Source organism: Flavobacterium glaciei, from assembly GCF_003350545.1.
GTDB lineage: Bacteria > Bacteroidota > Bacteroidia > Flavobacteriales > Flavobacteriaceae > Flavobacterium > Flavobacterium glaciei.
Map to the genome: position 1 here is coordinate 139127 of NZ_QQBA01000008.1, position 19064 is coordinate 158190.

At 33.0% G+C, this 19064-nt stretch carries 16 protein-coding genes and 1 pseudogene; 5 read left to right on the plus strand and 12 right to left on the minus strand.

What is annotated here, in order from left to right; genetic code table 11:
* The first annotated feature begins 22 nt into the window (after positions 1 to 22).
* The 3 genes from DFR66_RS08895 (at position 23) to DFR66_RS08905 (ending at position 2564) form a co-directional block, all read left to right on the plus strand.
* Positions 23 to 865 carry an OmpA family protein gene (locus DFR66_RS08895; RefSeq protein ID WP_114754486.1) on the plus strand — a complete coding sequence of 281 codons (843 nt, stop codon included), beginning with the start codon at positions 23 to 25 and terminating at the stop codon, positions 863 to 865.
* 98 nt (positions 866 to 963) lie between these two features.
* The gene (locus DFR66_RS08900; RefSeq protein WP_114754487.1) at positions 964 to 2142 is read left to right on the plus strand and encodes an AIR synthase related protein; all 1179 of its coding nucleotides are present in this window, start codon (positions 964 to 966) and stop codon (positions 2140 to 2142) included.
* 62 nt (positions 2143 to 2204) lie between these two features.
* The gene (locus DFR66_RS08905; protein ID WP_114754488.1) at positions 2205 to 2564 is read left to right on the plus strand and encodes a hypothetical protein; all 360 of its coding nucleotides are present in this window, start codon (positions 2205 to 2207) and stop codon (positions 2562 to 2564) included.
* 193 nt (positions 2565 to 2757) lie between these two features.
* Here the strand turns inward: DFR66_RS08905 and DFR66_RS08910 are convergent, their stop codons facing one another.
* Positions 2758 to 5598 carry a M16 family metallopeptidase gene (locus tag DFR66_RS08910; protein WP_114754489.1) on the minus strand — a complete coding sequence of 947 codons (2841 nt, stop codon included), beginning with the start codon at positions 5596 to 5598 and terminating at the stop codon, positions 2758 to 2760.
* Between the two features lie 297 nt (positions 5599 to 5895).
* On the opposite strand from DFR66_RS08910, the gene DFR66_RS08915 reads away from it, so the two are divergent.
* On the plus strand, positions 5896 to 6492 hold the full coding sequence (locus DFR66_RS08915; protein ID WP_114754490.1) for a GNAT family N-acetyltransferase: 597 nt from the start codon (positions 5896 to 5898) through the stop codon (positions 6490 to 6492).
* A 51-nt stretch (positions 6493 to 6543) separates the two neighbouring features.
* On the opposite strand, the gene DFR66_RS08920 is transcribed toward DFR66_RS08915, so the two are convergent.
* From DFR66_RS08920 to DFR66_RS08965, 10 genes are all read right to left on the minus strand, one after another.
* Positions 6544 to 8682 (minus strand): PAS domain S-box protein, encoded by a 2139-nt coding sequence (locus DFR66_RS08920; protein WP_114754491.1) that lies wholly within the window; start codon positions 8680 to 8682, stop codon positions 6544 to 6546.
* A gap of 916 nt (positions 8683 to 9598) precedes the next feature.
* The gene (locus DFR66_RS08925; protein ID WP_114754492.1) at positions 9599 to 11185 is read right to left on the minus strand and encodes a SulP family inorganic anion transporter; all 1587 of its coding nucleotides are present in this window, start codon (positions 11183 to 11185) and stop codon (positions 9599 to 9601) included.
* A 41-nt stretch (positions 11186 to 11226) separates the two neighbouring features.
* The gene (locus tag DFR66_RS08930) at positions 11227 to 11868 is read right to left on the minus strand and encodes a carbonic anhydrase family protein (RefSeq protein WP_114754493.1); all 642 of its coding nucleotides are present in this window, start codon (positions 11866 to 11868) and stop codon (positions 11227 to 11229) included.
* 283 nt (positions 11869 to 12151) lie between these two features.
* Positions 12152 to 12616 (minus strand): DinB family protein, encoded by a 465-nt coding sequence (locus tag DFR66_RS08935; RefSeq protein WP_114754494.1) that lies wholly within the window; start codon positions 12614 to 12616, stop codon positions 12152 to 12154.
* 238 nt (positions 12617 to 12854) lie between these two features.
* Complete coding sequence (locus DFR66_RS08940) at positions 12855 to 14390, minus strand: M20/M25/M40 family metallo-hydrolase (RefSeq protein ID WP_114754495.1); 1536 nt, start codon at positions 14388 to 14390, stop codon at positions 12855 to 12857.
* Between the two features lie 352 nt (positions 14391 to 14742).
* The gene (locus DFR66_RS08945) at positions 14743 to 15561 is read right to left on the minus strand and encodes a M23 family metallopeptidase (RefSeq protein ID WP_114754496.1); all 819 of its coding nucleotides are present in this window, start codon (positions 15559 to 15561) and stop codon (positions 14743 to 14745) included.
* A gap of 298 nt (positions 15562 to 15859) precedes the next feature.
* A complete protein-coding gene (locus DFR66_RS08950) occupies positions 15860 to 16153 on the minus strand; it encodes a type II toxin-antitoxin system RelE/ParE family toxin (RefSeq protein WP_114754497.1) in 294 nt (97 codons plus the stop codon).
* Positions 16146 to 16397: a type II toxin-antitoxin system ParD family antitoxin gene (locus DFR66_RS08955; RefSeq protein ID WP_114754498.1), complete on the minus strand. Its 252-nt coding sequence runs from the start codon at positions 16395 to 16397 to the stop codon at positions 16146 to 16148. The genes DFR66_RS08950 and DFR66_RS08955 overlap by 8 nt, the downstream gene beginning before the upstream one ends.
* Before the next feature lie 168 nt (positions 16398 to 16565).
* Positions 16566 to 16772: a hypothetical protein gene (locus DFR66_RS08960; RefSeq protein WP_146841143.1), complete on the minus strand. Its 207-nt coding sequence runs from the start codon at positions 16770 to 16772 to the stop codon at positions 16566 to 16568.
* A 144-nt stretch (positions 16773 to 16916) separates the two neighbouring features.
* The gene (locus DFR66_RS08965; protein WP_146841145.1) at positions 16917 to 17186 is read right to left on the minus strand and encodes a hypothetical protein; all 270 of its coding nucleotides are present in this window, start codon (positions 17184 to 17186) and stop codon (positions 16917 to 16919) included.
* Between the two features lie 7 nt (positions 17187 to 17193).
* On the opposite strand from DFR66_RS08965, the pseudogene DFR66_RS08970 reads away from it, so the two are divergent.
* Positions 17194 to 17913: pseudogene (locus DFR66_RS08970) on the plus strand (IS91 family transposase); the annotation flags it as partial.
* Positions 17914 to 18139: 226 nt separating this feature from the next.
* Here DFR66_RS08970 and DFR66_RS08975 read toward each other — a convergent pair.
* The gene (locus tag DFR66_RS08975) at positions 18140 to 18889 is read right to left on the minus strand and encodes a hypothetical protein (protein WP_114754501.1); all 750 of its coding nucleotides are present in this window, start codon (positions 18887 to 18889) and stop codon (positions 18140 to 18142) included.
* Between the last annotated feature and the right edge of the window lie 175 nt (positions 18890 to 19064).

Here is a 19064-nt window from a genome sequence, read left to right on the forward strand (position 1 = left end):
AAATAATGGTGAATCGTTTTAAATGAAAATAAGACTTTTTTTAATTTTGTTTTTTTATATAATTAATTTGTCTGCCCAGGATAAACTAGTGTTGTTTTTTGATTTTAACCAAGATATTATTAATGAAAAATCACAACATGATTTTTGTACATGGTTAGAGCATTCAAAAAATAAAGAAATTTTAAAGATTCAAGGTTTTTGTGATAGTGTAGATTCTAATTCTTACAACAAAGAATTATCTTCTCGAAGAGTCACTACTGTACTTGCACTTTTAGAATTCAATAAAGTTAATCTAAGTAAAAAACTTGAATTAGATAGTCTGGGAGAAGACTTTAAGCAATTAAAAAATCAAAGTGAGAACAGAAAAGTAATTGTTTATTATCAAGATAAGGTATCCGTCAAGCAAAAAAGGGAAGGTAAAAATGTAGTTTTTGAAAAAACATCAGAGAAAGAAATTCCGCTTAATGAAACTAAAAATGTGATTTCTCTAGCAGAAAAAGTTAATAAAGCTAAAGTAGGAGATTTAATAAAACTTGAAAATTTAAACTTCTATTTTAATTCAGAAAAAATAATTATCGAGTCAGAACCAATTCTTTCTGATCTTCTCCAGGTTTTAAAAATGAATCCTCAATTAAAAATCTACATACACGGACATATTTGCTGCAATGATAATCAAAACGACGTAAAGCTTTCGTACAGAAGATCAAAGTTTGTATTTGATTATTTAATAAGAAATGGAATATCCACTTCAAGATTGGGTCATAAAGGATTTGGAAGCAGTAGACCAATATATGTTTTACCGGAAAAAAATGAAGCTGAACGAATTGCTAACAGAAGAGTTGAGATTCTAGTTGTGAAAAAATAGTATAATAAATCCTATTTCCTAAAACTGAATTCCTAAATCAAATTAGTATCTTTGCCGCACAACTACCTGTTATAAATCAGGCTTCACAACTAAACTACATGAGTTCAGATACTTCAAAAAGATATGCGCTTCGCGGTGTTTCGGCATCCAAAGAAGATGTTCATAATGCCATAAAAAACATTGATAAAGGTTTATTTCCACAAGCTTTTTGCAAGATTGTCCCAGATTATTTAACGCAAGATGAGGATTACTGCCTTATCATGCATGCAGACGGAGCAGGAACAAAATCTTCTTTGGCGTACATGTATTGGAAAGAAACAGGAAATATTTCTGTTTGGAAAGGCATAGCTCAAGATGCTTTAATCATGAATATTGACGATTTATTGTGCGTAGGTGCAACAGATAATATTTTGCTTTCGTCCACAATAGGAAGAAATAAAAATCTTATTCCAGCCGAAGTAATTTCAGCAATTATCAATGGAACTGAAGAACTGATTAAAGAATTAGATTCTTTTGGGGTAACCATACATTCAACTGGTGGAGAAACCGCAGATGTAGGCGATATTGTTCGAACTATAATCGTAGATTCAACAGTTACAGCGCGAATGAAACGTTCTAAAGTGATCGATAATGCTAATATCAAAGCTGGTGACGTAATTGTAGGATTGGCTTCTTTTGGTCAGGCCACGTACGAGAAAAGCTATAATGGCGGGATGGGAAGCAACGGGTTAACATCAGCGCGTCATGATGTATTCGGGAAGTATCTGGCTACTAAATATCCAGAGAGTTTTGATGCTGCAGTCCCTGAGGAATTAATCTATTCAGGACAAGTACAATTGACGGATGCCGTGACAAATTCACCTATTGATGCCGGACAATTAGTGCTGTCACCAACCAGAACCTATGCGCCAATCATCAAGAAAATTTTAGACCAATATTCTTCTAATGAAATTCACGGAATGGTGCATTGCAGTGGAGGAGCGCAAACTAAAATTTTACATTTCGTAGAAAATTTACATATTATAAAAGACAATTTATTTCCAGTTCCGCCATTGTTTCAGTTAATTCAGGAACAATCTAAAACAGATTGGAAAGAAATGTACCAAGTGTTCAATTGTGGTCACCGTATGGAAATTTATGTTCCAGAGGCTGTAGCACAAGACATTATTGCGATTTCAAAATCATTCAATGTTGATGCTCAAATTGTAGGTAGAGTTGAAGTTGCTACTGCAAAAAAGCTGACTATCAATAGTGAATATGGAACCTTTGAATACTAAAAAGAATTAGTTGAAACTCAGTTTTCAATCTTTCTATTCCATAATCTATTAATTTTTTATCTATGTACGAATTGGTTTTTTGGAGATATTTGGAGGGAATTTATCTCAACCATCACTTAGTTTATGAAGCTATTACTGAAGAGCAAGCTGAAATTGAAGGTTTGGAAGAACTTCCAGTTCAAGTGATTTTAAACAGAGTCGGTTCCGTATTTTCCAAATGGGAAAAAGTAGATGATAATAGTTGGAAAAACAACAATGGAGTAGGTGCGTTTCATATCAGAACGACGCCTCAAAGTATAAAAATCGATTGTTATGGCACTGAAGGAAAAACAATGGATACTTTAGTGAATGTTATGGAAGAATTCAAATGTCCGCTTTATGATCCGCAAGTTCCGGAACGTCATGACGAAATGAATGAATAAAATTTTCAGGAGCTTATCCAGCACTCCGTTACAATACTCCCTTAAAAAAAATATTTTTCTAAATCCTGAAAGGAGCTTCCGTTGGTCGCTCTTTCAGGACAAGAAAAATTATTTTTTTTTACAGTCGTTATTTTCACTTCGATCTGGGCTAAAACAATCAGTGATGTTTGACCCAAATTAGTTTAAAATCAACTTATTTTACCGCTGGTTTATTCAAAAGAATTGGTTCTCCAAAACCTATTTGCTCCAGCTTTTTCAATTGTGTTTCAGCATCGCCCACTATTAAATAAATCATTTTATCAGCATTCAAATACTTTTCTGAAAGTTTTTTTATGGCGTCTGTAGTACTGTTTTTTACAATGTTTTCCTGTTGTTTAGCATAATCATCGGCATAATTATAGTTACTAATATCATACAACATTTGTAGTTTAGAAGATAAAGTTTCAAATGCTCTAGCATTACTTTTTATTAAATATCCTTTAGTTACCTCAAGATCATTCTCGTTGAAGTTTTTTCCATATTGCGAAAGAATTTCTTTAATCAAACTAACGGATTCATAAGTTACATTCGAACGCACACCACTTGCAATAGTAAATGGACCTTTGTTTACAGAACCGTTAAACGAAGAACTGATGCCATACGTATATCCTTTTCCTTCACGTAATTCTTGCGTCAATTGTGAGGCAAAACTACCACCACCCAAACGATAATTCATGATTTGAACAGGATAAAAATCAGCATCTGTGGCAGCAAGTGCAGGATATCCAATTTTAATTACAGATTGTTTTGCTCCCGGAACATCATAAAAATAAATTTTAGAGGGTGCTACAGTATTCGAAACAATTGGTTTAGGAACCATAACTTTTTTAGCCTCCCAGTTTTTATTTAGAGTAGCTAATGAATTGGTCACTTCCGCTTTTGCAATAGCGCCAACAATTTGAAAATTAGCAACTGATGGAGCTACATTTTTAGTATAATAATTTTTTAAATCATCAACAGTAATGCTGTTTACAGAATTTTCGGTACCAATCCTATTGTTCGCTAAAATCGATTCTTTACCGTAAAGTAATTTTTTGAATTCATTTCTGGCAATACTATTTGGATCTGCTTTTTGCTGTAGAATTTGGCTTAAAGTACTTTGTTTAATTAAATCAAATTCTTTTGTGTCCCAGCGCGGTTGCAATAGTATTTCCTGAACTAAAGTCATAGTTGCATTGTAATTCTTTGCCAAAGTATTGCCTGATATAAAAATGGATTCATCAGTTGCATACGCTCTAATGGTTGCTCCCAGACTTTCGATAGCATTTTCCAGTTGTTCCGGAGTTTTATTTTTGGTTCCTTTCGTCATCAGTTCCGCCAGCATATTCGAAACACCTATTTTACCCGTGTTTTCAAGTAACATTCCGCCTTTTATTTGCAATTGAAATTGCACAAGCGGTACCTCATGATTCTCGATTCCTAAAACATTCAATCCCGATGATAACTTATTTTTCCATACCGATGGTAATTTTACATCAGGGCTTTCTCCATAAGCTGGTTCAACAGTTCGGTCAAATTTAGAAGGTGTTTTTTCATACGTTGCTGCAATACTGGCATCAAACGCATCTTCTTTTCCTTCAACGATTTTTTCCTCAACAACTTCGGCTAATGTTGATCCAACCAAAATTAAATTTGACTCTCCTTTTGGAACAAAACTAGTGGCTACAAAATGTTTTCCTTTGATGTATTTTTGATACACTCGCATTACATCTTCGGTGGTAACTGCAAGAATATTTTTTACATCTTGATTGATATAATCCGGAGTTCCCGCAAAAATCTCATATTGCGCCAGTTGAAAACCTTTTCCTAATACACTGGATAAATTCGTGTAAAAAGCAGTTTCTTGTCCCGCTTTAATTCGGTTTAAATCACCTTGCGAAATCCCTTCGACTTCAAAGTTTTTAAAAGCTTCATTGACGCCGTTTATTACGTCATTCAAATTTGTTTTTTCAAATGCCGTTACGCTCAACATATATTGACCCGCAATTTCTGAATTGTATTGAAAAACATCTGCGGCATCAGTTAATTTTTTTTCTTCTACTAATGTTTTGTACAAAGGCGCTTTTTTACCTTTGGAAAGATAACTAGCCAAAACTTCTAAAGCATAACTGTCAGGGTGGTATTCGTAAACTGAAGGCCAAGTCAGGGTGAGTTGTGGTAACTTGGCAAAGTTATCTTCATAATATAATTTTTTTGTTTCATTCAATGTTACAGACTGCTTTTCCATTTTAGGAATAGCTTCACCGCGTTTTATTTCTCCAAAATATTTTTCGACCCAAGCTTTGGTTTGTTTCACATCAAAATCTCCAGCAATTGTTAATGTCACATTGTTAGGAACATACCAGCGATTGTAAAAACTTTTTACATCTTCAAGCGTTGCATTTTGTAAATCTTCTAAGGAACCAATGACATCCCAATTGTACGGATGCGTTGCTGGGTATAAATTTTTAGAAATTACAGAAAAATTGTGTCCATAAGGTCGGTTATCATAACTCTGTCTTTTTTCATTTTTAACGACCTGCTTTTCTTTAGCTAAAACCGGTTCTGTTACCGTGTTGATAAAGAAACCCAATTTATCTGCTTCAGCCCAAATCATTTTTTCAAGTGCATCTTTAGGCACAGTCTGAAAATAATTGGTTCTATCTCTACTAGTAGAACCATTGGCACCTTCACCACCAATACGGGCGCTCATTTTATCAAGTCCTCCTTTTCCTAAATTCTCTGATTCCAAGAAAAGTAAATGCTCAAACAAATGTGCAAATCCGGTGCGACCGGCTTTCTCTCTCGCAGAGCCTACATGACTAGTCAAGGCAACTGCAACTACAGGATCTGAGCGGTCAATATGCAAGATAACTTGTAATCCATTATTTAAAGTAAATTTTTCAAACGCGACTTTAAATTCTTTTGATTTATCCGTTTTACTTTGATTTTGACAATACGAACTGAATGTTGAAAAAAGAATGAAAGGAAGGATTAGAAACGAAATTGATTTCATTGTTTTGTTTTTAAAATTGGAGTTCGTTGCTATTTGTTGAATTCAACTAATTTTTAGCAACCGATAACGAAATTAAGAAAATTATAATAATAAATCCCTAAAAAGCAAGAAGTTAAATTTTAATATTTGTTTTAAATTTATGACTTTAATAGTTGGTATTCAGTTTTTTAATTTCCCATTTTGCAATTTGAATTAGGGAATTCTAAATATATTTTTTACTTAGGGCTACATTAGTAAAGTTTAATACATGCAAAAACTTTAAATTGGTAGTTTTTACAGCCATAATTAAAAATAAATATGAGCATATCTTTATCTCAAAACACCATTTTAGAGGACGAATCTGTTTTATTGCGTCCGCTAATGGAATCAGATTACAAAAATTTATTAGAATTTTCTATTAACGAACCTGATACATGGAAGTATTCCCTTGTTCAGGCAAATGGAAAGGAAAATCTGGAAAAATACATTCAAATAGCGCTTAAAGCCAAAGAAAACGAAACTGAATTTCCCTTTATAGTTTTCGATAAGAAAACAGGAAAGTATGCGGGAAGTACTCGTTTTTATGATATTAATTTTGAATTCAAAACGCTGCAACTAGGATATACCTGGTACGGTCGAGCGTTTCGTGGAACTGGGTTAAACAAGCATTGTAAATTTTTATTATTGCAATTTGCATTCGAAACTTTAGGAATGGAACGAGTTGAGTTTCGCGCTGACAATAATAACGAACGAAGCATTGCAGCGATGAAAAGCATCGGTTGTAAAGTAGAAGGTGTGTTGCGCAATCATATGCCTACCCAAGGGAGCGAGGCTCGACGAGACAGTATTATATTAAGCATCTTAAAAAATGAATGGTTTGATGCTGTGAAAGCGAACCTAAAAAATAAATTATAATGGATAAATATGGATACCGGAATTTTGCATAATGCTTAAATCATTGTATTATTACTGCTCTTTTCGGAATCCAATTAATTTTCTGTATTTTGATTCAGATTCTTTCAAATCTTGTTCCATTTGTTTGTATTTACTGATGTCTTTTATCGTTACAACAGCTGCAACTACATGGTTGTTTTGATCAACTAAGGGTCTGCCGCTGATAAGTACTCTTTTCTTTTCCCGCAACTTTGGATTCCAAAGGATTATTTCAATATCTGTAGTCACTTCACCCCTTAGTGCGCGTTCCATGGGTAAGTTTTGCGAAGGGAAAATGGTTTTTTCATCAGGAAAGTAAAGCTCGAAATGATTGCTTAAATTTGGGGATATTTGGTCATCTTCTTCGATTCCAAAAATTTCATTGGCCATATCATTAGCCATTATTATTTTTTTATCGGCATTTGCAACAATAATTCCTTCACTAATATTTTCGACAATTAATCGTAATTTTTCTTCATTTTCATAGAGATTGTCTATGGCTAGTTGTTGTTCATTTTCGAGTTCTACCAATTCCGTGACATTTCGCCCTACGGAATAAAAAACTCCGTTTAGTAGATCCATATTACTATTCCAATCAAGCCATTTATACGAACCGTCTTTGCAGAGAAACCGAGTTCTAAAATTGACAATTGATTCCCCTTTTATATGTTTTTCCAGAACATCTCCGGCTGTTTTCTTATCATCAGGGTGAATTATATCCATGAATTTTATCCTATTCATGTCTTCCTGATTGTATCCAAGGGTTTTTGTAAAAGCTTGATTGATTTTGATAAAATGATTGTCTTTAGCCACGGTTAAAATGTCGAATGCCATATCAAAAAACATATTTGCTATCTTTAAGGATTCGTTATTTTTAATCATTTCAGAAACATCTCTGGCAACAGCATAAATTATTCCCGTTTGAATATCAATTGTACAAGTCCAGTCAAACCATTTGTAAGAACCGTCTTTTAATCTTTCTCGAACTCTGTTGCTGATAGCGGAGCCGCTCACTTGTAATTTTTTAATTCCATCCATAAAGATTGAAGCATCCTCAGGATGAATAAAATCTAAAAATGGCTTGTTGATGATTTCTTTTTGATCGTATCTAAGTATTCTTGTAAATGCAGGGTTTACTTTTACAAATTTTTCATTTTTAATTACAACAAACATATCAAACGACATATAAAAAAACGTATTTGCAACATTTAAGGCTGTTTCGGTTTCTTTTTGAGCAGTAATATCGCTGGCTACAGCATACAATAATCCCGATATGACGTCAGGGAACACTGACCAAACGAGCCATTTAGTAGACCCATCTTTGCAAATGTATCTGTTCTCGAATTTTATGGAAGGAGCTCCAGTTTGAAGTTTAGCAACTTCTTTTTTAGTGATTTCAATATCATCGGGATGTGTAAATTCTAAAAAGCTTTTGCTTAATAATTCTTCTTCAGAATACCCTAATATTTTACTAACTGCGGGATTCACTTTTACGAATTTATTCATAGAAGAAATAATCATCAAATCCACTGACATGTTAAAGAATTTATCAGCGGCTTTTGAAGATTCCTCTAGTTTTTTTCTTTCGGAGATATCTGTAAAAATCCCACCAATAGCATAAATTCTTTTTGCGGAGTCGTAGATGGGGAATTTTACAGCAATGTACGTGTGTTCGCCATCAGATTGTTGAATTGTTTCCTCAGTTTTTAATTCTTTTAATACTTTGACAACCTCAAAATCAGAATTTCGGTTGGCATCAGCTATTGAAACAGGTAAAAAATCATGATCTGTTTTGCCTATGATTTCTTCATTTGTGATTTTATACAAAGTTTCAAATTGTCTGTTAATCAATAAATATTCGCCATTTATTTTTTTTATAAACATAGGGCTCAATGTATTGTCAATAATCGATTGCAGCAGTTGTTTGTTCTCTAAAAGTAAATCTTGAGAAATTTTCTTTGCCTTAATTTGGGATCGAATGATAAAATAAACAACAGTCAACAATATTACGGAAAGAATAATTAATGCAAATTCTATCCACTTTAATGTTGTATCCAAAGCTTGATTTCTTTGTTTGTCAATTCTTAAAATAAACACCCAGGCAATGGCAAAAACAACGAATAGGTTTAGGATAAATCCAATGATTATTTTTTTTTCTATTGAAATTTTCATAATTATATGGTATAAAAATTAAATAGTAGTAATTGCAATATCTAAGATATAGAGAATCACTTTAAGTGTATGAAAGTTAGTTAATTAAAATGAATTAACAAGTAGTTCTTGAAGATTTGTTGGGTAGTGTCACTCTAATATAAAGATTAAAAAAAGAGATGCTTATTTTTAATTGTAGCTTGTCTTCAATTTTAATTCGGATAGATTTGAATACAATTTATTCTTTACAGTTTTAGCAAATAGATTGAATTAAGATCGTTATTTGAATGTTGTGATAGAATCAGGATCAGATGCGATTTGCTATAACAAAGAATTATTTATCATAGATATACATAACGCATCTGAAGCTTTTGAGTGTGTTTATGTGATCTTAATGTTATTTTCTCGTCGTTTAACGAATGAGTTACCTATAATTTAAGGATTAAGAGACCTAATGCTAAATTTTATTTTAGCCATAACATTATTGTATCATCATTATATGTTAATAAAAGGACTTGTGTCCAAAAGTGACCGAATACACTAAACTAAATCTAAAATGCTACTCAAAAAAAAAGAGGACACTACATCCTCTTATAATTCTTTCTTAAATCTTTACGATAACTTCTTAATTCTTAACAGAGTATAGTTCTCCTGCACAAATGGTACAGAATGTTCAACTCGGGTTTCATTGTTTGGCTTGAAGACACAGCGAAACTCTAATTTTAAGTATATGGTTTGTTATTTTTTATTGAATGTAATTTTCACAACTAAATAAATTTTAAGGTTGATTGCAAGACCGTTAAAAAAAATATTTATTTAACCTATACAATGCACATACGAGCATTGTGAATTAATTATATATTTTATTGTATTTTTTTATTTATGATTTCTTGATCATATTATTACCTCAAAATTTGCCAATTATAGCTAATTACAATTATGATACATGATTGCTATTAGTACTATTTTCGATCTTATATGCACTTTTAAAATCCTGTAGTTCTACAATGATATTTTTATCTTTTGAACCATATTGTTTAAAATCTTTTATCAATTCTAAGACATCGTAGTCAATATATACAGTGTTTTTTGCACTTATAATCACTTTTGAATTTTCAGGCAAATGTCTTAATGTTTCTTTTATTGCTGCTTTGTTAAGAAAAGAAACCTCCTGAGCTAAATCAATATTAATATCTTCTCCTTCTTTATGTTCCTCTTTTTTGAAAAAATAAGCCAATTTCATATTGCCCGAAAGAATAAAGAAAACACTTACTAATAAGCCAATTCCCACTCCCTTTAATAAATCTATGCCTACTACACCTATGACTGTCACTATAAATGGAATAAACTGGAATTTACCAATTTTCCACATGTGCATAAAAACCTTAGGGCTCGCTAATTTGAAACCAATCATGATTAGTATTGCCGCCAAACATGCCATTGGAATTTTATTTAATAATCCTGGTATTAAGACTACCGTTAAAAGCAAGAGTAAACCATGAAATATGGCTGAGAATTTAGTTCTTGCTCCTGCCTGTATATTTGCTGATGTTCTCACGATAACGCTAGTCATTGGTAAACCACCTATTAAACCAGAAATAATATTTCCTATACCTTGAGCCTTTAATTCAGTATTAGCGCTTGAGTATCTTTTTAAAGGGTCTAATTTATCACCGGCTTCGAGACACAATAGTGTTTCAATACTTGCCACTGCTGCAATGGTAGCTGCCGTTATCCATACTTTCGGGTTGCTAATTCCAGCGAAATTAGGCAATGTAAATTGAGCAATAAATTCATCAATTGAACCTGCTACGGGTAATGTCACTAAATGGTCTCTAGAAATTAAAAGCTGTGAATTAGCTAAACGAAATGCTTCATTTAATAAAATACCGACTACAACTACAACTAATGCCCCAGGCAACACTTTAAGTTTTTTCAGAAAAGGGAGTTTGTTAAACGCCACTAGAATTCCTATTGATAGTAAGGTTAAAATAATAATACCCGTATGAGCAAAGTTTAATGAATGTATAATCTCATTAAAAAAACCACTGTCAGCTGAGTCAGTAAGGTTATAATTAAAAAAATCACCATCGTGTTCTTTGTCATATCCTATGGCATGTGGCAATTCTTTCTTGATTATAATAATACCAATACCTGTTAACATTCCCTCAATTACACCTGATGGGAAATAATTTGAAATAGTTCCTGCTTTTGCAAAACCTAGTATCAACTGTAAAATTCCTGCTAAAACAATAGCTAATAAGAATGTCTCAAAACCCAAATCTTGAATAGCAAGTAATACAATGGCAATTAAGCCTGCAGCCGGACCAGAAACACTTACGTTTGAACCACTAAAATAACCTACAATCAAGCCGCCAATGACGCCACTAATAATACCAGCAAATGGAGATGCTCCTGAAGCAACTGCGATGCCTAAACACAAGGGTAATGCAACTAAAAAAACCACCAAGCCTGAAAGGCTGTCGGTTTTTAACGATGAGAATTTTAAATTGTTTTTATTCATTGTATTCGAATATTGTTTTTTGAAGTATTATATCTTTTTAACTAAGCGATGAAAGTAGTATCCGCATAGTAAGTAACAAGTCCTGTTGATATATCGTGCATTCCACCAATTATACCAATTTCTCCACTCTTTATCATGTGTTCAAGAATAGTACTTCTCTCCATGATTGCTTGTACGGTTCTTTTTACATTAATGGCAGCAACATTTTCAACAAAAACTGCATTTTTAGAAGTGCGATTATCTTTTGTTTCTAACTCGTCATCTACAGCTGGTCTTATTTTGGCAAGTAAAGCAGTTAAATTACCCATTTCGGCATGGTCACAAGCTCCTTTTACTGCCCCGCATTTACTGTGACCTAATACTACAATTATTTTTGAACCAGCTAATTTACATGCAAATTCCATGCTTCCCAATATGTCTTCGTTAACAATATTTCCAGCAATTCTCACACTAAAAATATCTCCAAGTCCTTGATCAAAAATTAGTTCAGCAGATGTTCTGCTATCAATACAGCTTAAAACTACTGCAAATGGATGTTGCCCATCTGATGTTTCATTTGCCTGTTGTAACAGGTTGCGATTTGCCTTTAAATTATTGACAAACCTCCTGTTTCCCTCTTCAAGCAATTTCAAAGCCATTGCTGGTGTAATAGATTCTTGTAATTCTTTTGTCAATGTCTTCATTTGTTTATTCTTTTTTTCGTTGCTATTTTAAATCTGTTAAAAAAGTAGTTTGAAGCATCACGAAGAGTCTAACTTCGAAATGGATTATTTTCTTATAAAGATAAAATTTCTTGCTGAAAATAAAATTAAATTCACAAAAAAATCTATAATTATCTGAAACCGCTCATATGAGTTCGTTTTTTATTTTTGCTATTTGGGTTATTTACTTTTTTCTTTCTTTAAAGCCAAATCTTATGTTTATTATATAATTAAGCTCAATTTACTTCTAAATTACATGATTATTTTATGTTAGCATTTTCTTTAATAGTACAATTTGTCCTAAATGATAATAACTATGTTCAATCATTGCTTCAATATTTCGCTGATAAGTTCCGTATTTTTCTTCGACAAAGTGTTCTCTGAGTTTGTTTTCAGGAAGTTTTTCTACAAAATCCGCAAATAGTTCAGCATTATTCCACAATTCATTTAGTATGCTATTCCATTCTGTTTGGGATTTTATTTCTGTAAAATCAAAACTATATTTATCTTTTATGTCCAAAGTCCCGCCAGCAAATACATTATTTATTCCGTTTATGTAATAATTTATATGTTGAGTTAATACACCAATTGTATTTAAGTTTTCAACTTTTTTATTAGCTAATTCATAACTGCTATCGGTTAACTGATCTTTAAAATTCGTATTTGCAATCCAAGTTCCATTTAGAATTACTTCTCTAAATCTGTTAGCAATTTTAATATTAGATTCCATATAAATTAATTTTATCTTTTTTTTTAGTTTCGTATCGCTCGAAAGTCACGTACAACGGTTTCGGGCTTGGTGAAGTTGGTAATTTACAATGTAAATGTTGATGCGGCGAACCATTTTGATCAGCCAAAAACGTCTCTGTAGAGCACTAAATTGACTTTTTTTCTATACCCATGATGAGCGTTCGTACTTCTATTCAATAACAGAATTGCCTTGTAAATGGGAGGAAGCCATAGAGCTATTATTTAAACATCATAATAGATGCCATCATTACTATTCCGTCAAATAAATTGCCTATTCGAATGTTCTCATTTTCTGCATGTTGATTGTTGTCATGGTTAGCTATTGGAATTGTAACAGTTTTTGCCTTTAAATATTTTTCAAACAAAAAAAGTGGTAAAGTACCGCCCATTGTTGGCTGTAGCACAATCTGGTCCTGTGTTGTCATTTTGACTGCAGCAATGACTTTTTGTATAATTGGCAAATCCATAGATGTCCGTTGTGCATTTACACCATCGTTTCCAGATACAACTTTTATAATTTTTGCATTTTTTTCTCTTTCTTCGTCTGTAGGTTCACCTTCGATTACATTATAACCTTGGGCTTTTATATGATTGATGACTTTTTGTCGCTGCCTTTTCCAATCGTTGCCTAATACCAATCTTAAATCAAGAACAGCAGTTGCGTACGTTGGGATTTGATTAGAAGCCATTTGACCAACATTACCACTTTGCATGCCATTGATGTTTAATGAAGGTTGGTTTATTGCCTCACTAAGTGTTACTCCTTTCATTTCTAATGCACTAATTCCCAATTCTCTTTTCATTTGTTCATCAACTGTGGGAACTTCATCCAAAGATTTTTTTTCTAAAAGAGATAAAGGGGTTACATCGTCATAAAATCCTTTTATGGTTACTCTTCCAGTGTCGTCTTTCATAGAAGATAATAATTTAGCCAACATCATTGCAGGGTTAGGAGCCCAGTTCCCGTAATGTCCACTATGCAGTGGCCTTTTTGAAGCATACACAGTAAGTTCGAGATTTACATCACCTCGGACACCAAATATAATTTGCTTTTTGCCTGACTGATGAATTGGTCCATCACAAATAATCCATAGGTCTGATTGAAGTAATGACTGATTCTTTTCTAATATTTCATGAAGATGAGGAGAACCTGCTTCTTCTTCTCCTTCAAAGAAAAATTTGAGATTGTAGTTGGGAGTAAGCCCGCTTTTTTTAATGGCATCATATGCATTTAAAATAGCATTTATACCAGCCTTGTCATCAGAAGCTCCACGTGCATATATCCTCCATTCGTTGTTATAGCTACCATCTGCAGGAAAAGGAATGTTTGCCCCGCCTTTATTTATGGCTTCAGAAAATAACTTAGGCTGAAACGGTTCAAGTCCTTTAGCCCATTGCGTTGGGTTAACAGGTTGTCCATCATAATGTGCATAAAAAATAAGCGTTTTTGTAGCACCAGGAACATTTACTTCGCCATATACTGCCGGAGGTACGCCTTCTGTGTTAGCTCTTAATAGTTGCACTTTTTGAATACCACTTTTGGTCATCATATTCATAATGAAGTCAGCATTTTTTTGTTGGCCAGCAGGATCAGTAGCAACATTAGGTAAATAGAGAAATTCGAAGAACTCTTTTATGATGTTGTCTGCATTTTCGGTTCCGTATTTTTTTATTGTTAGAACTTCTGGGGATTGTGCAAAAACTGATTCTACAATCAGAAAACCTAAGATAAAAAAGATAAAATATTTTTTCATATCATAAATTAATTCGGGTTATTAAATAAAGACTATTAAAGATTTCGTCTATAGCCTGTCGCACAGAGTCAGTTCATCTAAAAAACTCTAAATGAACTTTATTAGATTAATTTTATAGTAAATATATGTGATTTAACCTTCAATTAAAATTCTTTCTATAAAAAGGTATTTTGTTAGTTACAAAAAAAAGAGGCTCACTTGCCTCTTGAAATTCTTCTCTAAACTTTACGATAAGTACATAGTTCCTATCATTTACCAATTCTCCCGATAAAACGGGAAAGGCTGTTCAAACGGAGATTTATTGTTCGTGATGAGGACGCAGTGAAAAATTTGAATGTTGGTGGAAGTTTTTTTAGTAATTTCTATTGTATTTTTTCTTTTCTGAAAGTATCTCTCTGGTTTGGCCATCACCGGTTTTAAATATTGTTTGTAGTGTTTGTCTCCCTTTGCTTGTGGGTAAATACACCACTAAATGAAGATGAGGACCGCTGCTCCAACCAGTATTACCGCTTAATGCGATTACATCTCCTTGTTTAACCAAATCTCCTACTTTGACCTTACTGCCATTTTTTTGAATGTGAGTATATTCAACAAAGGTCCCGTCCGGATGTAGGATAATGATATAATTGTTATACTGTTTACAACTTTCGTCTTTACATCCAAGAGAATTCGCGGTGACAGTTTTTACAACTATACCTTCCCTAATTGCTGTAACAGCAGTTCCAATTTTCATTGTGAAGTCAAGTGCATTTTCGTTTTTATGTGAAAAGGAACCGTAATATCCTTGATAAACTTCGTATACTTCTCCAGTTTTGAATGGTAAAGTGTAAAGAAAATCTTTATCGTAACTTGACTTGGTTATGTTTCCAAGGTGTATCTGCGATTGAAATGAGAATTTTGATTTCTTTGTTCGGTCTACTACGTTAATTTGGTCAATCAAATATTTTTTAGCATTTGCTGGTATAACTATGGGTTTGTTCGCTGGGTTCACATTTTTCATGTTCAACAAATCGTAAGAGAGCAATACTGATACTTCGCAAACTTCATTGTTGTCAGCGAAGACTTTGTACGCTCCATTTTCCATTTCATGATAAAATTTCACATTTGTTTGAGCAAAAAGAGAAGTAGTTAATGTTGTTAAGCTGAATGCAATAAAAATTAAAAATTTCATTTGAGTTTTTTGTATTAATTAAATATTACTGCCAAAGTAAGTTCGTCTAAAAACCTCCAAACGAACTCTATTTTGTTAATCTGTGAGTAAATATATGGGATTTAAACTACAATTAAAATTCTTTCTATAAAAAGTCATTTTGTTAGTTTCAAAAAAAAGAGGCTCACTTACCTCTTAAAATTCTTCTCTAAAACTTTACGATAACTCCATAGTTCCTGCCAGTGACCGGTTTCGTTCAACCGGAGTTTCATTGTTCGTGCTGCGCACGTAACGAAACTCTAGCTGTTGGCGAGGTTCCTTATAGTCTGCTTTTTAAATCTATCATTCCATGAAGAATTCTTGCGATTTCTATTTCGTTCTTTGATACAATTGAGTAGAAAATAATATGTTCACCTGATTTAAAACCTAATATTCCTTTTGTAACTATATCATAGTTTCTACCAAGCTCTGGATTATTTGCTAGATCATCACATGATGCCATAAGTAAATCATAATACTTTTCAGCTTGCATTTCAGACCAAGTTTCGATTGTATAATCCCAAATTTCAGTTAAGTCATCAACAGCTTTATTTGTTAAATAAAATTTAGCCATTTGATGTTTTTCTTGCTTTTAAAACGTTAAGATGTTTTTTAGCATCAAAATCCATTGCACGTCCACTTTCAATTCCATCATTAATTGCTTTTCTTAAAGCTACAATTTTATTTTCCTCATCTTCTAAAAGACGAAGACCGGCTCTGACAACTTCACTTGCGTTATTGAATCTTCCATCATTTACACTGTGTTCGATAAAACTTTCGAAATGATTACCAAGCGATATAGAAGTATTTCGTCCCATAATTTTTTTTTTTAGCTAAGTTACCAAAAAATGGTAACTTTTCAAATGATTCCGTATTTTTTTTGGAATCTCACATAACGGCAGTTCGTCTAAAAACCTCTGAACGAACTTTATTAGGTTAATGATTGATTAAATATATGTGATTTAAACTACAATTAAAATTCTTTTTTAAAAAGCCTCTTTCGCTTTCTCAAAATAAAACAAAGTGTAAAAAGCAATGAAAATCGCTCTTAGAGTCCCAAAATACAAAGCCAATACTTTTAGATATTGTTTTAGTAGATTGTGGTCAATCAAGTTAAAAATGCGACACAGATTGTAGGCGCAGAAAATCAGTCCAACATCTGCTGAGGCATGTTTGATCGTTTTTTTTGTCATGATATAATAAAAATCCTCCCGAGGCTTCGGGATCGCTTTATAACTCACCCGCAAAGAGGGGACAGGCTGTAGGGTGCTCGACGATGGCTTGTCTTTTACGATAGATTTCATAATTGTTTTCGATTCTTACTATATTTTGATAAATCAAATGGGCGTACTGGGAGCATTCAATAAGTCTGCCTTTTGTATTTTTGGTGCATTTTTATAAAGTTCACAAGTCAAACACGCACTGGTTTTGTAATGCTTCATCTGGGTTATTGATTTGCCGTTATTTTTGGCGTACCAATTACCGTTTGTGGTCAGAGTTTCATTGGCTGGGTTAGTATGGGAATCGGTAGTTATATTGTATTTAAAATGTTCTACATCAAAAGTCAAATCAGGTGCGTGAGCAGAAACTCCTGGAATGGCAACCAAAACATCAATACATATAGGAATGATAGCGGTTTTGTATACTTGGGGACAGCAATTGAGCTTGCATCCGCACCTGCATTGCATTGTTCCGGGCGGTGGGGTTAATAAGAACGGACAGTGGAGAAACGCAAGAACCGATGGCAAATTTTTGTTCCCAGTCAAAGCGTTGTCAAAAGTTTTTAGGGCGAAGTTTTGCGCCAAACTCAAAGTAAAATCACCTATCCAATACGAACAAATCCGGCAGGATTTATGGAAAAAACCTTGGGTGGTATTTGCTAAAAAACCCTTTGGAAGTCCAAAGTCGGTGGTAGAATATTTGGGAAGATACACCCATAAAATCGCCATCAGCAACCAGAGAATCAAGAGCATTGACAATGAAAAGGTAACTTTTGATTACAAGGATTACCGAGTAGCGGGCGTTAAAAAACAAATGACACTGACGCATCAGGAATTCATCAGGCGTTTTGCGTTGCATATTTTGCCTAAACGTTTTGTAAAAATAAGGCATTACGGTTTTTTGAGTAGTACATTGAAACGTCAAAAGCTCAAGCTTTTGCAGGATAAACTCCAAGTAAAAGTGATGGAAAAGCGGGAGAAGAAACCCTTTTTACCCAAGTGTCCGTGTTGCAAAACAGGAAATTTACACCGCATAGCAGTCTTTGACCAGCGAGGTCCACCTGCTTGGTATCTTGGCGGCAGCCGAAGTTCTACTTCTTGTCCCGCTAATTAGCGGGATGGGTAAGGGCACGTATGCCCGAAAGTGAAGGAAAACACTAGAAAACTATATTTAAAACTACTTCAAAAAAAAGAGGATACTAAATCCTCTTAATATTTTCTCTCAAAACTTTACGACAAATCCATAAGTATTGACGGTATGTAATCGGTTCCGTTCAACACGAGTTTCATTGTTCGGCTTGCAGCCGCAACGAAACCCTAGCTGTTATGCGACGTTATTTTTATGCTAAACCAGCAACACTAAAAGTTTCAATTTTCTTTTGTGTTAAATTCAAGACAATAAAAATATTGCATTTTCCACCATCGTTCATTTCAATAACACTTTTCCTGAAATTTTCTAATTGATATCTGCTTTCACAAAAACTTTTTATAATCACATATTTTTCTCCATTAGCTTTTTTATATCCAATAAGTTGTTTTAGATATCTGCCATATTCGTTTAGGTTCTTTCTCTTTTTAAATTCAGGTTTTAGCAAGTTTTCAATTTCGTAAATATCTTTTTCATTTAAATCGATATTAAGATTTTCATCATTTTCTCGTTCACTTTTTTCGTAGTTGAAAACCGCATAATTTTTGAATTTTGAAAAATTAATTAAGTTATTGACTTTTAATTTGGTAGAATCAATTTTCATTCTAAACGGTACATCTCCATCTATAAAATCTATATATCCATTTTTTAGATTTGCTTTATCCGCCCTAATGAACTCAAATCTTGAAGGAAAAAAGTCAAGACTATCATTTTTTATTTTTACATATCCCTTAAAATTTTCAACTTTATTGTAAAGTTGACCATTCACATTTACATTGAAAACATATGTACTATCAGAGAAAATTTTTAAAGTTAATTCTGTTTTATTTATAAACGAGCTTTTATCGGTTGCAATTAATAATAGTTCTTTTGCCTTTTCATTTTTTTTGTGACAAGAGAACAACAAGATTAAAATTAAAAATAGGAAAGTTCTTTTAGCCATAATTTTTGAAATAATGTCGCATAACGTCAGTCTGTGAAAAAACCTCCGCTGTATTATTTTCAAATATAACAAAATACTAAAATAAAAAGAAGATTTTTCGTATTTTTAATCATGCAACACATCACAGGTATTTCCCGTCAACAACTGCGTTTTTCAAGTTTAGAAGACACTATAA

What these genes read in the sequence shown, in the direction of transcription:
- DFR66_RS08895 (WP_114754486.1), top strand. Translation starts at nt 23, where the DNA reads ATGAAAATAAGACTTTTTTTAATTTTGTTTTTTTATATAATTAATTTG.
- DFR66_RS08900 (WP_114754487.1), top strand. Translation starts at nt 964, where the DNA reads ATGAGTTCAGATACTTCAAAAAGATATGCGCTTCGCGGTGTTTCGGCA.
- DFR66_RS08905 (WP_114754488.1), top strand. Translation starts at nt 2,205, where the DNA reads ATGTACGAATTGGTTTTTTGGAGATATTTGGAGGGAATTTATCTCAAC.
- DFR66_RS08910 (WP_114754489.1), bottom strand. Translation starts at nt 5,598, where the DNA reads ATGAAATCAATTTCGTTTCTAATCCTTCCTTTCATTCTTTTTTCAACA.
- DFR66_RS08915 (WP_114754490.1), top strand. Translation starts at nt 5,896, where the DNA reads ATGAGCATATCTTTATCTCAAAACACCATTTTAGAGGACGAATCTGTT.
- DFR66_RS08920 (WP_114754491.1), bottom strand. Translation starts at nt 8,682, where the DNA reads ATGAAAATTTCAATAGAAAAAAAAATAATCATTGGATTTATCCTAAAC.
- DFR66_RS08925 (WP_114754492.1), bottom strand. Translation starts at nt 11,185, where the DNA reads ATGAATAAAAACAATTTAAAATTCTCATCGTTAAAAACCGACAGCCTT.
- DFR66_RS08930 (WP_114754493.1), bottom strand. Translation starts at nt 11,868, where the DNA reads ATGAAGACATTGACAAAAGAATTACAAGAATCTATTACACCAGCAATG.
- DFR66_RS08935 (WP_114754494.1), bottom strand. Translation starts at nt 12,616, where the DNA reads ATGGAATCTAATATTAAAATTGCTAACAGATTTAGAGAAGTAATTCTA.
- DFR66_RS08940 (WP_114754495.1), bottom strand. Translation starts at nt 14,390, where the DNA reads ATGAAAAAATATTTTATCTTTTTTATCTTAGGTTTTCTGATTGTAGAA.
- DFR66_RS08945 (WP_114754496.1), bottom strand. Translation starts at nt 15,561, where the DNA reads ATGAAATTTTTAATTTTTATTGCATTCAGCTTAACAACATTAACTACT.
- DFR66_RS08950 (WP_114754497.1), bottom strand. Translation starts at nt 16,153, where the DNA reads ATGGCTAAATTTTATTTAACAAATAAAGCTGTTGATGACTTAACTGAA.
- DFR66_RS08955 (WP_114754498.1), bottom strand. Translation starts at nt 16,397, where the DNA reads ATGGGACGAAATACTTCTATATCGCTTGGTAATCATTTCGAAAGTTTT.
- DFR66_RS08960 (WP_146841143.1), bottom strand. Translation starts at nt 16,772, where the DNA reads ATGACAAAAAAAACGATCAAACATGCCTCAGCAGATGTTGGACTGATT.
- DFR66_RS08975 (WP_114754501.1), bottom strand. Translation starts at nt 18,889, where the DNA reads ATGGCTAAAAGAACTTTCCTATTTTTAATTTTAATCTTGTTGTTCTCT.